The 15,195-nt window shown below is 68.5% G+C and carries 16 protein-coding genes; 4 read left to right on the forward strand and 12 right to left on the reverse strand.

All coding sequences use genetic code 11. The annotated features are described in order from the left end of the window. Window positions 1-308: 308 nt before the first annotated feature. Entirely contained in the window at window positions 309-734 is a 426-nt protein-coding gene (gene fur / locus D107_RS0107790) for a ferric iron uptake transcriptional regulator (protein WP_017940353.1), read from the reverse strand. A gap of 98 nt (window positions 735-832) precedes the next feature. Between fur and D107_RS0107795 the strand changes: the two genes are divergently transcribed. Next, window positions 833-1,195: an outer membrane protein assembly factor BamE gene (locus D107_RS0107795; RefSeq protein ID WP_017940352.1), complete on the forward strand. Its 363-nt coding sequence runs from the start codon at window positions 833-835 to the stop codon at window positions 1,193-1,195. Between the two features lie 45 nt (window positions 1,196-1,240). Here the strand turns inward: D107_RS0107795 and D107_RS0107800 are convergent, their stop codons facing one another. Genes D107_RS0107800 through D107_RS0107810 form a run of 3 tightly spaced genes read right to left on the reverse strand, consistent with a single transcriptional unit; the run spans window position 1,241 to window position 3,421 of the window. Next, window positions 1,241-1,594 (reverse strand): RnfH family protein, encoded by a 354-nt coding sequence (locus tag D107_RS0107800; protein ID WP_051074742.1) that lies wholly within the window; start codon window positions 1,592-1,594, stop codon window positions 1,241-1,243. Between the two features lie 28 nt (window positions 1,595-1,622). Next, window positions 1,623-2,063 (reverse strand): type II toxin-antitoxin system RatA family toxin, encoded by a 441-nt coding sequence (locus tag D107_RS0107805; protein WP_018879901.1) that lies wholly within the window; start codon window positions 2,061-2,063, stop codon window positions 1,623-1,625. Beyond that, window positions 2,063-3,421: a sodium-dependent transporter gene (locus D107_RS0107810; RefSeq protein WP_017940349.1), complete on the reverse strand. Its 1,359-nt coding sequence runs from the start codon at window positions 3,419-3,421 to the stop codon at window positions 2,063-2,065. The genes D107_RS0107805 and D107_RS0107810 overlap by 1 nt, the downstream gene beginning before the upstream one ends. A gap of 197 nt (window positions 3,422-3,618) precedes the next feature. Here D107_RS0107810 and smpB point away from each other — a divergent pair, with 197 nt between their 5' ends. After that, window positions 3,619-4,098, forward strand: coding sequence for an SsrA-binding protein SmpB (gene smpB / locus D107_RS0107815; protein WP_018879902.1), 480 nt, complete (start codon window positions 3,619-3,621; stop codon window positions 4,096-4,098). A gap of 515 nt (window positions 4,099-4,613) precedes the next feature. Beyond that, complete coding sequence (locus D107_RS14180) at window positions 4,614-4,799, forward strand: hypothetical protein (protein ID WP_081619371.1); 186 nt, start codon at window positions 4,614-4,616, stop codon at window positions 4,797-4,799. 267 nt (window positions 4,800-5,066) lie between these two features. On the opposite strand, the gene dnaQ is transcribed toward D107_RS14180, so the two are convergent. From dnaQ to D107_RS0107835, 3 genes are read right to left on the reverse strand one after another with little or no spacing between them, the layout of a single operon-like run. Continuing rightward, entirely contained in the window at window positions 5,067-5,777 is a 711-nt protein-coding gene (gene dnaQ / locus D107_RS0107825) for a DNA polymerase III subunit epsilon (RefSeq protein ID WP_018879903.1), read from the reverse strand. 11 nt (window positions 5,778-5,788) lie between these two features. Then, the gene (gene rnhA / locus D107_RS0107830) at window positions 5,789-6,250 is read right to left on the reverse strand and encodes a ribonuclease HI (RefSeq protein WP_018867128.1); all 462 of its coding nucleotides are present in this window, start codon (window positions 6,248-6,250) and stop codon (window positions 5,789-5,791) included. Next, window positions 6,243-7,004 carry a hypothetical protein gene (locus D107_RS0107835; RefSeq protein WP_028485091.1) on the reverse strand — a complete coding sequence of 254 codons (762 nt, stop codon included), beginning with the start codon at window positions 7,002-7,004 and terminating at the stop codon, window positions 6,243-6,245. Before D107_RS0107835 ends, rnhA begins: the two co-directional genes overlap by 8 nt. Between D107_RS0107835 and D107_RS0107840 the strand changes: the two genes are divergently transcribed. After that, window positions 7,003-8,583 (forward strand): LysM peptidoglycan-binding domain-containing protein, encoded by a 1,581-nt coding sequence (locus tag D107_RS0107840; protein WP_026280509.1) that lies wholly within the window; start codon window positions 7,003-7,005, stop codon window positions 8,581-8,583. The genes D107_RS0107835 and D107_RS0107840 overlap by 2 nt on opposite strands. Before the next feature lie 92 nt (window positions 8,584-8,675). Here D107_RS0107840 and D107_RS0107845 read toward each other — a convergent pair whose 3' ends face one another. The 5 genes from D107_RS0107845 to mutL form a co-directional block, all read right to left on the reverse strand. Then, window positions 8,676-10,100, reverse strand: a complete 1,425-nt coding sequence (locus tag D107_RS0107845) for a rhodanese-like domain-containing protein (RefSeq protein WP_018881190.1) — start codon at window positions 10,098-10,100, stop codon at window positions 8,676-8,678. 441 nt (window positions 10,101-10,541) lie between these two features. After that, on the reverse strand, window positions 10,542-11,873 hold the full coding sequence (gene hflX / locus D107_RS0107850; RefSeq protein WP_018881191.1) for a ribosome rescue GTPase HflX: 1,332 nt from the start codon (window positions 11,871-11,873) through the stop codon (window positions 10,542-10,544). Window positions 11,874-11,891: 18 nt separating this feature from the next. Next, window positions 11,892-12,146, reverse strand: a complete 255-nt coding sequence (hfq, locus tag D107_RS0107855) for an RNA chaperone Hfq (RefSeq protein ID WP_018141991.1) — start codon at window positions 12,144-12,146, stop codon at window positions 11,892-11,894. Between the two features lie 127 nt (window positions 12,147-12,273). Further along, window positions 12,274-13,242, reverse strand: a complete 969-nt coding sequence (gene miaA, locus D107_RS0107860) for a tRNA (adenosine(37)-N6)-dimethylallyltransferase MiaA (RefSeq protein WP_018881192.1) — start codon at window positions 13,240-13,242, stop codon at window positions 12,274-12,276. Continuing rightward, window positions 13,242-15,134 carry a DNA mismatch repair endonuclease MutL gene (mutL, locus tag D107_RS0107865; RefSeq protein ID WP_018881193.1) on the reverse strand — a complete coding sequence of 631 codons (1,893 nt, stop codon included), beginning with the start codon at window positions 15,132-15,134 and terminating at the stop codon, window positions 13,242-13,244. The genes miaA and mutL overlap by 1 nt, the downstream gene beginning before the upstream one ends. Between the last annotated feature and the right edge of the window lie 61 nt (window positions 15,135-15,195).

A 15,195-nucleotide genomic window follows, 5' to 3' on the forward strand; every position in this document is an offset into this window, starting at 1 on the left:
CCGGAGCGAGGTTCCCGGGCGAAATCCGGGTGCCCTTCTTTGGGTCCTTTCTTGGGCAAGCAAGAAAGGACCTCGCGGCGCGCTGGCGAGTCAGCGCAAGGCAGTATGTGGACCGGAGCCACCGTAAACACCGGATGCAGAACCAGGACCAGCCACCACAGGGCAGGCGGCCGGACGAAGGCACCTTAAACTCCGGAGGCCGAACCAGGGCCAGCCACAAAAAGGCAAGCAGCCGAATCGGAAGCTACTGCACACCCGCGGCGGAACCGGTGCCAGCCGGTCCGCGGTGAGTAAAACCCCGATAGCGGTCAGGCCGGGCGGTGGGGACAGGCGTGGTCGTTACAGTCGCCGTACAGGACCAGGGCATGATCCTTGATGGAAAAACCGTGGTGCTGGGCCACCTCGCGCTGGCGCCGCTCGATCGTCTCGTCGAAAAACTCCTCGACCCGCCCGCACTGGTTGCACACGATATGGTCATGGTGGCCACCACGCTCCAGCTCGAACACCGCCTGATTGCCCTCCAGGTGCAGACGACAGACCAGCCCGGCCGCCTCGAACTGGGTCAGCACGCGATACACCGTGGCCAGGCCGATCTCCTCGCCGGATTCGAGCAGCTCGCGATAGATCGCCTCGGCCGTCAGATGCCGGGTCTCCGAAGTCTCGAGGATCTCGAGGATCTTCATCCGCGGCAGCGTGACCTTGAGTCCCGCCTTCTTGAGATTACTGGTTTCCATTGCCTGTTTTCCCGGTCCGATCCGCTTGAGAGCGGCGGGACGCTTTGGTGTACCATGCGCGTTCACGGCCCACCAGACGCCGAGGACCGCCCGCTCAGATGATCAAGATTCTCATTTCTATCGCCGTGGCCGCAAGCCTGCTGAGCGCCTGCGGCGGCCTCAACCAGTTCCGTCTGGATGTACAACAGGGCAACGTGATCGACCCCGTCCAGGTGGCGCAGATCCAGCCCGGCATGACGCCGCAGCAGGTCCGCTTCCTGATGGGGTCGCCCCAGCTGGAGCCCGCCTTCCGCGCCGATGAGCGCTGGGACTACGTCTACTACCGCCGCCCGGGCTTCGGGGCGACCGAGCGCCAGCGGGTCACAGTGCATTTTGCGAACGGCGTGGTCAGCCACGTGGATGCCGACATCCCGCAGCCGGTCGCGCTGGACGAGCACCCGGTGGACATGGACAACGACTGACGCTCGCCCGCATCCCCGAAGTGCCGCGGGCTCACAGGGCTCTCGCTATTCCTCCGCGTTCTCCGGCCCTGCGTCCTTCTTCGATTCGCCCCCGGCTTCCGCATCGCCCTTGCCCGGCTTCTTCTTGCGCCCCTTTCCGGCGCGCTGGCGGCGCACCTCCTTCGGGTCCGCGATCAGCGGACGGTAGATCTCGATACGGTCACGCGGCCGCAGCACGGTGTCGCGCCGGGTAATCTTGCCGAAGATCCCGACCTTCGCATTCTCCAGATCAATCTCCGGAAACTGCAGCTCGATCTCGGACTGGCGCAGCGCGGTATCCACCGTGGTGCCCTCGGGCACCACCAGTGGCAGGATCACCTGGCGGTCGGGCCGCGCATAGGCCACCTCCACGCGGATCATGCCGTCCGCGGCGGCCGGGGCCACGGGACTATCCGGCACCGTGGACCTCGCGCGCGCGCTGGACAAAGGCATCGACCAGCGAATTGGCAATCTGGTTGAACACCGGCCCGATCGCGAAGGCCATGATGCGGTTGGCGAACTCGAATTCCAGCTCCAGGGCGATACGGGTCTTGCCGCCCTCCACCTGGCTGAAGGTCCAGGTCCCGTGCAGTCGCCGGAACGGCCCGGAGACCAGGCGCATGTCGATGCTCTCCGGGCGTTTCAGGGTATTGCGGGTGGTAAATGACTTGTGCAACGCGCCCTTGGCCAGTTCGATCGTGCCTTCCACCTCGTGCTCGCCGCGCGGGCGCGCCGACGCACTGCGACAGCCCGGCAGGAATTCCGGATAGGCATCGACGTCGTTCACGAGATTGAACATCTGCTCCTGGGTGTAGGGCACATCCGCGTAGCGGCGAATCCTCGAGGCCATCAAATCAACTCCACCGCACGCAGGAAGACAAACAGGATCGCGACCGGAGCAACGAAGCGCACCAGGAAGTACCAGACCTGATACAGAGCCGGGTGCTTCATGCGCAGCTCGGACTGCACCGAGCGCTCGGTCATCCGCCAGCCCACGAAGATCGCGATCAGGAAGCCGCCCAGCGGCAGCAGGATGTTGGCCGTCACGTAGTCCAGCAGGTCCAGGATGCCCATGTCGAACAGGGTGTAGTCGGACCAGACGTTCAGCGACAGCAGCGCGCCAATCCCCAGGAACCAGGCCCCGATGGCGATCATCGCGGTCGCCATCACCCGGGTCAGACCCATGTTCTCGACCAGGAAGGCGACCGCCGGCTCGATGATGGAGATCGCCGAGGTCCAGGCCGCGAACACCAGCAGCACGAAGAACATGGTGCCGAAGTACAGTCCGCCCGGCATATCGGCGAACGCCAGCGGCAGGGTCACGAAGATCAGCCCCGGCCCCTGCTCGGCCGACAGCCCGGCCCCGAGCACGATGGGGAAGATCGCCAGCCCGGCCATGATCGCCACCAGGGTATCCGCCCCGACCACCGCCGCCGAGGTGCGCGCGATGGACGCCTCACTCTGCAGGTAGCTGCCGTAGATCATGATCGCGCCCATCCCGAGACTGAGCGTGAAGAAGGCCTGGCCCATCGCCAGCAGCACCGCGTTCGCCGACAGCGCGGAGAAATCGGGATACAGCAGGAACTGCAGGCCGGCGAAGAACTGCCCCTCGACCATTGCATAGCCGACCATCACCACCAGCATCACGAACAGCAGTGGCATCAGGATCGTCACCGCCTTCTCCAGGCCCGACTGCACCCCGCGCGCGACCACCATCGCCGTCATCACCATGAAGATGGTGTGCCAGGCCAGCAGCGCCTCCGGGTCCGCCAGCATGTTGCCGAACATCGACTCCGATCCGTCCGCGTCCAGCCCGAGGAAGCCGCCGGTGCCCGACTTGAAGACGTACGACAGCGACCAGCCGGCCACCACGCTGTAGAAGGACAGGATCAGGAACCCGGCGAGCACCCCGATCCAGCCGATCATCCCCCAGGCGCGCGTGAGCCCCTCCTCGCGCGCCAGGGCGGACATCGTGTTGATCGGGCTCTGGCGCCCGCGCCGCCCCAGCAGGATCTCCGCCATCATCACCGGCAGGCCGATCAGCAGGATGCAGCCCAGATACACCAGCACGAAGGCCCCGCCGCCGTTCTCGCCGGCGATATAGGGGAAGCGCCAGATATTGCCGAGGCCGACGGCCGAACCGGTGGCCGCCAGGATGAAGGCCAGGCGGGTCGTCCATTGCCCGTGGATCGAGGTCGTGGCAGGCATCAGTGGCTCCTTTGTGAGCGGAGACGGAAGGCGTGTGCGCGGCCATCGCGCCCGGGCAGCGCCCGGGCCCGGGCGCACAGCGCGTCGCCGAGTCCGCCGGAATTGTGGGGCAGCGGGTCCTCAGGCTCAACTTTCACCACGGATGCAGGCCCATGCCGACTGCTTCGCCGCGCCGCCTGCAGTACACTGCGCGGGTTATGGGAAAGAAGAAGAAACAAGGCGGCGACAACTCCAGCACCATCGCGCTCAACCGCAAGGCGCGCCACGATTTCTTTATCGAGGACCGCCTGGAGGCGGGGCTGGAGCTGGAGGGCTGGGAGGTCAAGTCCATGCGCGCCGGGCGCGCGCAGCTGAGCGAGGCCTACGTGCTGCTGCGCAACGGCGAGGCCTTCCTGTTCGGGGCCCACGTCACCCCGCTGCCCACTGCCTCCACCCATATCAACCCCGACCCCAGCCGCACGCGCAAGCTCCTGCTCCACCGCTCCGAGATCAACCGCCTGGTCGGCGCGGTGGAACGCAAGGGCTACACCCTGGTACCGATGGCCCTGTACTGGAAGCGTGGCCGCGCCAAGCTCGAGATCGGGCTGGCCAAGGGCAAGAAGGAATTCGACAAGCGCGCCGCCAAGAAGGACAAGGACTGGGAGCGCGAGCGGGCGCGGATTTTGAAGCACAACTAACGCCGCGGCACCCCGCCCGCCGTCCCCGTTCCGGCTCGCGCCGGTCGCCCCGGCCCCGTCCCTCGCCGTTTACGGTCCCTTCGTCCGGCCGCCTGCCTCGTGGTGGCTGGTCCTGGTTCGTCCTCCGGTGTTTACGTGCCTTCGGTCCGTCGCCTGCCATGTGGTGGCTGGCCCCGGTTCGGCATCGGGTGTTTACGGTGGCTTCTGTCCACATACTGCCCGGCGCTGACTCGCCAGCGCGCCCCGAGTGACTTCTTTGCTCGTGCAAAGAAGTCACCAAGAAACACGCCCGACTGCCGCGACCCCGGCCCGCTGTGCGGGCCGGGGTTTCCCTCGCTCCGAGGATTTTCGCGGGCGGCGCTGAACTCGCTACGCCTGCGGCTCCGCTCAGACATCCAGCGCCTTTTCTCCCGCGAAAACCCTCTCCACTCGGCGCGACGACAACGGGGGGATCAAGGTCAAGACAACGGCCATCCACAGGTTCGTGGTAATGGAAGAAGGCTGGGTCTTCGGACATCCTGGGCACGCTCGGCCGTTGGCCGTTGCGTGCCGCGCCCGCGAGCGGGCGCCTGGGGGGCTTTCAGGCGGCAGGGCTGTTGTGGTGTCGTGGGGCTGGAATACCTTCTGTCTTGACCTTCTCCTCCCGTATGGAGCCCCTCGTGGAGGGCGTGATGGGCCGGGAGAAGGCGCTGGATGTCTGAGCGGAGCCGCAGGCGCAGCGAGTTCAGCGCCGCCGGCCCAGCACGTCCGGAGCGAGGTTCCCGGGCGGAATCCGGGTGCCCTTCTTTGGGTACTTTCTTGGGCAAGCAAGAAAGTGCCTCGGGGCGCGCTGGCGAGTCAGCGCCGGGCAGTATGCGGACAGAAGCCACCGTAAACACCCGATGCTGAACCAGGCCTAGCCACAACAGGGCAGGCGGCCGAGCGAAGGCACCAGAAGGCCGGAAAAGCTCCGCCGCCGGACGACGGAATCAGGCGTTGGCGCGCCAGCGGCAGGTGCCGCCGGCTGCCTCGTCGAGGGTCTGCAGGAGCGCCTCGTGCGCCGCCTGCTCCTCCGGCGTCGGCTCGATCACCGGAAGCGGCTTGCCCGAACGCCGCGCCTGGACGGGCCCGGCCGCGGCGTCGCCGTCACCCCCGGCATCCAGCGTCAGCGCCACCTGCCCCCCGGTCATCGCCAGATAGACATCCGCCAGCAGCTCGGCATCGAGCAGCGCCCCGTGCAGGGTGCGCCCGGAACCGTCCACCTCGTAGCGCTTGCACAGCGCATCCAGGGAGTTGCGCGCCCCGGGATGCATGCGCCGCGCCATCACCAGCGAATCCAGTACGGTGCAGACCTCGGCCACCTCGGTCGCCGGCGCCGCATCACCCAGCAGACGCAGTTCATGGTTGATGAAGCCGACATCGAACGGCGCGTTGTGGATGATCAGTTCCGCACCACGGATGAAATCGACGAACTCACCGGCCACGTCGGCAAAGCGTGGCTTGTCGGCGAGGAATTCGTTGGTGATCCCGTGGACCTCGACAGCGCCGGCGTCGATCTCGCGGTCCGGCTGCAGGTACTCGTGGAGCTTGCGCCCGGTCGGACGGCGGTTGTCCAGCTCCAGACAGCCGATCTCGATGATGCGGTGGCCGTCGGCAGGCTCCAGGCCCGTGGTCTCGGTATCCAGCACGATCTGGCGCATCGCGTTACCCCTCAGTTCTCGATCGGTTCACCGGCCAGCAGGGCGTCGATGCCCGCATTGGCCAGTTCATCGGCACGTTCGTTCTCCGGATGGCCGCTGTGGCCGCGCACCCAGTACCACTCGATATCGTGACGCTGGGCCTGCGCGTCCAGCGCCTCCCACAGGTCGCGGTTCTTGACCGGGGATCCGCTGGCGGACTTCCAGTTGCGCCGTTTCCACCCGGGCAGCCACTCGGTCACGCCCTGCTTCACATACTTGGAATCCGTGACCAGTTCCACCTTGCAGGAGCGTTTCAGGGCCTCCAGCGCGCGGATGGCGGCGGTCAGTTCCATGCGGTTGTTGGTGGTCTCCGCCTCGGCGCCGTAGAGCTCGCGCTCGCGCCCACCGAAGCGCAGGATCGCGCCCCAGCCGCCGGGACCGGGATTGCCGCGGCAGGCCCCGTCGGTATAGATGTACACACGTTCGTCAGCCATGCGTTCGGCGGGCTCCGGAATGATCGGTGCGCGAGGATACCAGCCCCGGCCGCATCGCGGGGTTGGGCATCGCAAAGCGGAACCGCTGTGCCGGGCGCAGGGGCATGTCCACACGTTTGTGGGCGACGGTCAGGATCATGCTGGCCAGCGGTGGCAGGCCGCGCAGGGTCCAGGCGTCCATGGTCGCCAGGCGCTTTTGCCAGGCGGCGGGCAGCCCCGGCGGGAGCAGGCTCAGGCTCCACTGATCGAGGACCTCCAGATCCGCCGCCTCCAGTAGCTCGCGATACTGGCGCCGGCGCAGTCCCTCGGGCACCGGTGAGGCGCGCACGCCGTTGCGCCCAACGTGCTGCAGGCGGTTGCCCTCCAGCAGAAACACGCGCCCCTCGGGTTCCAGCACGCGGGCCGCCTCGGCCACAACCGCCTCCGGATGGTCGCTCTGCGCGCAGGGATGGGCCAGCACGATGCGCCGGGCGCAGTCGGACTCCAGCGGCCAGGCCTCCGGATCCATGCGCAACACCGGATGCGTCGAGGCAATGCGGACCAGCGGCGCCTGCAGGGCGTCGCTGTCCTCCAGGATCGGCACCGGGGCCAGCTCCACGGCCAGGTCGCCGGGGCCCGGGTCACCGTAGCGACGAATGCGTTCCAGAAAGCGCTCGCGGACCCTGCGCCCCTGGGGCTGGGCGTACCAGTGCGCCAACCAGTTCAGGAACGGGTCTTGGTGATCCCCCATCTCTGGTTTATCCTCCAGCGCCATGAAACTACGCCTCCACTCGCGGCTGACCACCGCCATGACCCTGGGCCTGACGGCACTCTTCGCCTCTGCCTGTAGCCTACACGACTCCGAGCGCACGCTGGATACCTCGGCGGCGGATCAGCCCATCGTGGAACCGCGCACCACCGAGGATGTGCAGGCCGCGATGGAACGCCAGAGCCGCGACGCCGCACAGCGCGCCGCCGAGACGGATGACCTGTGGGAGCGCGCGCGCCTGGGCTTCGGCTTCAACGATGCGCTGGACCACGAACGAGTGGAGCGCTACATCCAGCACTACCGCGACCACCCGCGGATCATCGAACACAGCACCCGGCGGGCGGAGCCCTTCGCCTACTTCATCCTGTCGGAGATCGAGGCGCGCGACATGCCTGCCGAGCTCCTGCTGTTACCGATCGTCGAGAGCGGCTTCGTCGCCCAGGCGACCTCGCGCAGCCGCGCGGCCGGGATCTGGCAGTTCATGCCGGCCACCGGCGACTACTTCGACCTCGCGCGCGACCACTGGTACGACGGGCGCCGCGATGTCTACAAGTCCACGCTGGCCGCGCTGGATTACCTCCAGGCCCTGCACCGCCGGTTCGACGACTGGTACCTGGCCCTAGCCGCCTACAACTACGGCCAGGGCAACATCCAGCGCGCGATCGACCGCAACGCCGCACGCGGCGAGCCCACCGACTACTGGAGCCTGGACCTGCCCGCCGAGCCCACCGCCTACATCCCGCGGCTGCTGGCCCTGCGCCACCTGTTCCTGGACCCGGACAGCCACGACATCGCCATCACGCCCATTGCCAACGAGCCGGCCCTGGAGATGATCGAACCCGGTCGCCAGGCGGACTTCTCGCTGATCGCGGAACTCGCCGACCTGGACACCGAGACCCTGAAGCAGCTCAACCCGGGCTATCACCGGCACGCCACCCACCCCGGCGGCGCGCAGCACCTGTTCGTCCCGCGCGAGGCCCTTCCGGTCCTCGAGACCGCGCTGGAGACACGCGATGACGAACCTCTGATCCGGTTCCGGGAGTACACCGTGCGCATGGGCGACAACCTGGGCCGGATTGCCGAACGCACCGGCACCCGGGTGGCGGTGCTGCGCGACATGAACAACCTGAACGGCGACCTGATCCGCGCCGGGCAGACGCTGCGCCTGCCAGCCAGCGCCTCCGGCGAGGACACCCCGGTACAAGTCGCCGGCGACAACGGCCAGCCCGCCGAGGATTACGAGGTCCAGCCGGGTGACAGCCTGTGGCATATCAGCCAGCGCACCGGCATGTCCATCGGGGCGCTGCGCGCCGCCAACGGTCTGGAGCCAGACGCGATCCTGCGCCCGGGCGACACGCTGAAGGTCGTGCGCGCCGATCCGGAGCGTGGCCCCGATGGCCGGCGCGTCGAGTACGAGGTCCGCCCCGGCGACTCCCTGTCGACCATCGCCCGTCGCCACCAGGTCAGCATCGGGGATCTGCGCCGCTGGAACGGGCTGAACGGCGACGGCATCCGCGCCGGCGAGACCCTGACCCTGTACCTGGCCAGCGCCGACCGGGAGACCCTGGCCCAGGGCGACGCCTGAAACAAGGCGCCCCACGAAAAAGCCCCGGGCAGGACCCGGGGCTTTTTTCGTGGGGAAGCGGGCGGCGCCTGCTGCCCGCGCGACACTCGGGATCAGGCGGCCCGGCGATCGTCCTCGCCCGTGGCGGCCGCCCGGTCCCAGGCCTGCATACCGCCCACCACGTTGTACACCTGGTGGTAACCCAAGCGCTGGAGGATGGATCCCGCCACGGTGGAGCGGTAGCCACTGCCGCAGACCACCGCCACCGGCTCGGCCTTGTCGATCCCGGGGATGCCGGTGCGGGTATCGGCCACCGGCTGATTGACCGCGGCCTCCGCATGGCCGGCCTCGAACTCGGAGACGGCCCGAACATCGACCAGGCGCAGGCGCCCGTCGGCGATCGCGGTCTGCGCCGCCGGGGCATCCAGCTGGGCAAGCGTGGCCAGGGGCAGCCCGGCACTGGCGTATGCCGCCATGCCGCCGCGGACAAAGCCCTCGATATAGTCACGGCCGGTGCGTACCAGCTGGCGCACGGCCTGCTCGATCACCGCGGGATCCCCGTTCCGGTCCACCAGCACGATCGGGGTATCGTCCGGCGTGACCCAGCCGGCCCAGTTGGCAAAACCACCGTCGATGCCGATACCCAGGGCCCCGGGGATATGACCGCCGCCAAAGGCCAGCGGATCGCGCAGGTCGATCACCGTCACCTCGCCGGCGGCGGCACGGCTCGAAACCGCGTCCGGGTCCAGGGCCGTCATGCCAGGCAGCGGGATCACCGCCTTCGGCCCCTCGGAGTTGATCCGCTTGTTGCGCGGATAGAAATCGGGGATCGGCGGCAGCCCGTTCAACAGCTGGTGCACAAAGGCGTCCTCGTCCAGCGACGGGTCCAGGTACGGGTTGGTCCGACGCTCGTAGCCGAGCGTGGAGACCGGCCGACCGGCCATCCCGGCGCCACAGGCCGAGCCCGCACCGTGGCCCGGATGCACCTCGACCCCGTCAGGCAGATCCGCCAGCTTCTCGCGCACGCTGTGGAACATCTGCCGCGCCAGCGCCTGCTTGGCCTCCTCGCCGAGCAGGTCCGGCCGACCCAAGGAGCCTACGAACAGGAAGTCGCCGGTGATGATGGCGATCGGATCCTTACTGGAGCGGGCCCCGTCATAGACCACGAACATCAGGTGTTCCGGGGTGTGCCCCGGTACATGGCGGGTCTCGATGCGCACATTGCCGAGCTGGACCGCATCCCCCTCGACCAGGTCCTCGTGCGGGAACTGCACCTGAAAATGCTCGCCCGCATCGTGCCCGGACAGCAGCAGACGGGCGCCGGTCTTGTCCGCGAGTTCGCGGGCGCCGGAGGCGAAATCGGCGTGGATGTGGGTATCCATCACGCGGGTGATGCGATAGCCGTTGCGCTCGGCGTACTCCAGGTATACGTCGACGTCGCGCTGCGGATCGATCACGGCGATCTCGCCGCTGCCCTGACAGCCGACCACGAAGGAATGCTGGGACAGGCCGGGATCGACAAAGCGTTCAAATATCATGCGGACCTCCTCGCGTTGGCTTTTGCATGAATGTCTGACTATTTTGGTCAGGCATTAGCGCAAAAGTTCCTGGCCACGCGACCCCGCACACCGGGAGCGCCCTCGATCCGCCGGCTGTATCCACCACGAAGCTCACGAAGGCACGAAGGAGGTCAAGGTCAAAAGCGTATTAACCACAGAGGACACGGAGTTCACGGAGAAAATCGAAAGATCTTCAGCCGATTAGATGGGAGCCGGTGTGTTCAACCCCGCTCGGGTGAGCGGCGAAGCCCCTGAGTCATGCTTGACCAGAATGGCCCCTTCTCTGTGTCCTCCGTGCCCTCCGTGGTGCAATCGCCCTTGACCTTCTTCGTGCCTTCGTGAGCTTCGTGGTGACTCTTGCTGATCGACAGAAGAGGAAGCGCTTGGCGATGGCGATCGGTGCCGAGGGCCGCGACTGGGTTACGCGGGGGTATCGGATTCCCGAGGTTCCAGGCGGGTCGCCTCCGGGTCCAGGCCCGCGGCGCGGAAGAGCTGTTCGAAGCGGCGTTGCGGCAGGTGCAGGCGGAGCTGGATCGATCCGTCCGGCGTGGTCTGTTCGGCCTCCACGGCCTTTTCCTCGTAGAGCTGGGCACGCAGCCGACCGGCCGCGGCCGGCAACTCGAACCAGCCCTGGGTCATGGACTCGGTGAAGGTCTCGGCCAGGCGCTGTTCCAGGCGCGCCACGCCCTCGCCGGTACGGGCCGACAGCCAGAAGGCGTCATCCGCCAGGCCGAAGCGCTCGTCCGGATCCTCGGCCGGGTTCTCCAGCTGGTCGATCTTGTTGTAGACCCGCCAGCAGGGCACGTCCTCGGCCCCGATCTCCGCGAGGACCTCCTCCACCTGGCGGATGCGCGTATCGCGCTCCGGGTCGGCGGCGTCGATCACGTGCAGCAACAGGGCCGCCTCGCGGGTCTCGGTCAGGGTCGCCTTGAAGGCGGCGACCAGCTCGTGCGGCAGGTCGCGCACGAAGCCCACGGTGTCGGCCAGGATCAGCGACTGGTGCGGCGCCAGGTCCAGGCGCCGCAGGGTCGGGTCCAGGGTCGCGAACAGCTGGTCCGCCTGATAGACGTCGGAATGCGTCAGACGATTGAACAGGGTGGACTTGCCGGCGTTGGTGTAGCCCACCAGAGAGACCGTGGGGATCTCGTTGCGCAGGCGCGCCTGACGGCCCTGTTCACGGGTGCGCTCCACTTTCTCCAGACGCCGCTCGATATGCTTGATGCGCCCGGCCAGCAGACGCCGGTCAGTCTCCAGTTGGGTCTCCCCCGGGCCACGCAGGCCGATCCCGCCCTTTTGCCGCTCCAGGTGGGTCCAGCCGCGCACCAGGCGCGTGGACATGTGACGCAGCTGCGCCAGCTCCACCTGGAGCTTGCCCTCGTGGGAACGGGCGCGCTGGGCGAAGATGTCGAGAATCAGCCCGGAGCGGTCCAGCACCCGGCACTTCAGGTGGGCCTCGAGGTTGCGTTCCTGGCTGGGCGACAGGGCGTGGTTGAAGATCACCACGTCGGCGCCGGTGGCCTCCACCGCCTCGCGGATCTCGTCGGCCTTGCCGGCCCCGACAAACAGTTTCGGGTGCGGCCGGTCGCGGGAACCCCGCACCACCGCCTGGATCTCGGCCCCGGCGGAACGCACGAGCTCGTCGAACTCCTGGACCTGGGCCTCGATATCGGGGTTGTCCCCGATGTTCAGCGCGACCAGGACGGCCGCGTTGCCAACGGCGGCCTCGCCGCCGCTCTCCGGACGCTCAAACAAGCCGGGGACCCGTCGTCATCAGGACTCGGCCTCCGCGGAGGCGGCCGCCTCGCCCTCGAGATTCATGTTCACCTGCCGGGCCGGGACGATCGTGGAGATGGCGTGCTTGTACACCATCTGCGAGACCGTACTGCGCAGCAACACCACGAACTGGTCGAAGGATTCGATCTGCCCCTGCAGCTTGATCCCGTTCACCAGGTAGATGGAGACCGGGATGCGGTCCCGGCGCAGCGCATTCAGGAAGGGTTCCTGCAACATTTGCCCTTTGGCCATCGGTGCGTTCCTTGATCGTTATTATTGGTTCGCGAGCCGTGCGAACGACTCTTTGCCGGCCCGCCGGTCGGCTTACCTGAAGCGTAGCATACCGGCTGCGGGTCGCCGTTCAACGCCCGGTCCGGCGTTATCCGGACGTCACCGCCGTCGCCGGCGCAGTACGAGCCGCGTCGATCGCCTCCAGAGCCTGCGACAGATCCGCGTGCTCCGCGTTCAGCCGCGCATGCAGCGGAAAGCGCCGCAAGCCGGTGAGCTGGCGCTTGGCCAGTTGCCGGGTCGCGGCGACGGCGCGTTCGCGAAAGGTCGCAAAGTCGTACTCCCCCGCCAGCCACTGCCAGCCCTGGCGATAGCCCACGGCCCGCTGCGACGGGTGCTCTGCGGTCAGTCCGGGCCGCCGGGTCAGGGCCATCAGCTCGTCGACGAATCCCGCCTCCAGCATCGCGTCGAAGCGCTGGGCGATCCGCGCCCGCAGGCGCTCCCGGTCCTCCGGCCACAGCGCCAGCGAAACCCAGCCGGACGGGACCTGCGCCGCCGCCCCCTGCTGGAAGCTCGACAGCGCACGCCCGGTCGCCGCGTAGACCTCCAGCGCGCGCAGGATGCGTTGCGGATCGTTCGGGTGGATGCGCGCGGCGGCGGCCGGGTCCACATGGGCCAGTTCGGCATGCAGGGCCGCGGCGCCCTCGTGCGCCAGGCGGGCACGCACGGACGCGCGCACCGTGTCCGGCACCGGCGGGATCGGGTCGAAGCCGTCCAGCAACGCGCGCAGGTAGAGCAGCGTCCCGCCCGCCAGCAGGGCGATCCGGCCGCGCGCATGGATCGCGTCGATTGCGGCGCGGGCATCGCGGGCGAAATCGGAGGCGTTGTAGGTGTCCTCCGGGTCGCGGATATCCAGCAAGTGGTGCGGGACCCGGACCTGCTCGGCCGCATCGGGCTTCGCCGTGCCGATATCCATACCGCGGTAGACCAGCGCCGAATCCACGCTGACGATCTCCGCGTCCAGGGCCTCGGCCAGCGCCAGAGACAGCGCGGTCTTGCCGCTCGCGGTGGGGCCGGCCAGCAGCACGACTGGCGGCCGCCCCCCCTCCAGTCCGGCCATCAGCGTCCTCTCAGGAACAGGCGATCCAGCGCCGAGTGGTCCAGTTCCACCCAGGTTGGGCGACCGTGATTGCACTGGCCGGAGCGCTCGGTGGCCTCCATGTCGCGCAGCAGCTGGTTCATCTCGGGCAAGGTCAGGCGCCGCCCCGAGCGCACGGAACCGTGGCAGGCGATGGTGCCCAGCACCGCGTTCATCGCGCCCTCGGCCCGATGGCTGTAGCCCACCGCGGCCAGGTCGGCCAGCACGTCGCGCACCAGCTGGGCCGTATCCTGCCCGCGCAGCAGGGCCGGCGCCGCACGCAGGGTCAGGGCCTCCGGGCCGGCCCGATCCAGCTCGAAGCCGAGCCCGGCCAGGAGGTCGGCGCGTTCCTCGGCCAGTTCCGCCTCGGCCGGGGTGACCTCCAGGGTCTCCGGTACCAGCAGCGGCTGCGAGGTCACTCGCGCCCCCTCCCACTCGCGCTTGAGGCGCTCGTAGGTGATGCGCTCGTGGGCCGCGTGCATGTCCACCACGATCAGGCCACGGGCGTTCTCGGCCAGGATGAAGGTCTCGGCCACCTGGCCCAGTGCGAACCCGAGCGGCGGCATGGAGTCGGCATCCGGGTCCGTCGCGGTTGCCGTCGGCGCGGCGGCCGACGGCTGTTCGTAGGCGGCTGGTCGGGCCTCGGCCACCGCCGACGCCCCGCGGAACTCGGCCCAGGCCGCACCGAAGCCCGGATCGCGCCCGGATGGCTCCGGTCGCGCTTCGCGGGGCGGCGCGTACCCGCCATACCCGCCACCGGCGCCCGGCACGCCGAGCCCGGACAACGGGCGGTCCGTCGGTACCGGGCGGGACGCCTCCTGGCCCGCGAAGGCCGGCGCACCCCGCGACTCGGGCACCGCGGCGGCATGCCCGGCGTCCCCCGGGCGCAGGGCCGCCAGCGCCTTGTGCAGGCTGTGGAAGATGAAGTCGTGGACCATGCGCGATTCGCGAAAACGCACCTCCTGCTTGGTCGGGTGCGCGTTCACGTCCACCTGGGTCGGATCCAGCTCCAGATCCAGCACGAACATGGGATGGCGCCCATGGTAGAGCACGTCCTGGTAGGCCTTGCGCACGGCCGCGGCCAGCACGCGATCACGGATCGCACGGCCGTTGACGAAGAAGAACTGCTGGTCGGGCTGGGCCCGTGACTGGGTCGGCGAGCCGAGCCAGCCGGACAGCGCCAGGCCGGCGCGCTGCTCGTCCACCGGCGTCGCGTGCTCCAGGAAGGCATCGCCCAGCAGGGCGCGCACCCGTTCGGCGGGCTCTTCGGTGGCCGGGAGATCCAGGGTCACGCGATCATTGTGGCGCAGGGTGAAGGCCACCTCGGGGCAGGCGACGGCCTGGGTGCGAATCACGTTCTCGCAGTGGTTGTATTCGGTGCGTTCGGTGCGCACGAATTTGCGCCGCGCCGGGACGTTGAAGAACAGGTCGCGTACCTCTACCGTCGTGCCCACCGGGTGCGCCGCCGGTGCGGCCTCGCGAAAGACGTCGGAGCCGTCCCCGGTCAGGCGCCAGCCATTGCGCTCGCCGTCGACCATGGAGGTCAGCGATAGCCTGGACACGGAGGCAATGGACGGCAGGGCCTCGCCGCGGAACCCCAGGGTGTGCAGGGCCTCGAGGTCGTCCATGCAGGCGATCTTGCTGGTGGCGTGGCGCGACAGGGCCAGCGGCATCTCGTCGCGATAGACCCCGCTGCCGTTGTCGCTGATCTGGATCAGCCGGACACCACCCTGCTCCAGGCGCACGTCCACCCGCGTCGCGCCGGCGTCCAGGGCGTTCTCGAGCAGTTCCTTGACGACCGAGGCCGGGCGCTCGATCACCTCGCCGGCCGCGATCTGGTTGATCAGTTGTTCGGAGAGCTTTGCGATCGCCACGGGCGACACCTGGGGACAGAAAACCGGGTGCCTAGCCTAACCGGGGCGGCGCCGGAGTGCC

The organism is Thioalkalivibrio sp. ALE30 (assembly GCF_000377465.1).
GTDB lineage: Bacteria > Pseudomonadota > Gammaproteobacteria > Ectothiorhodospirales > Ectothiorhodospiraceae > Thioalkalivibrio.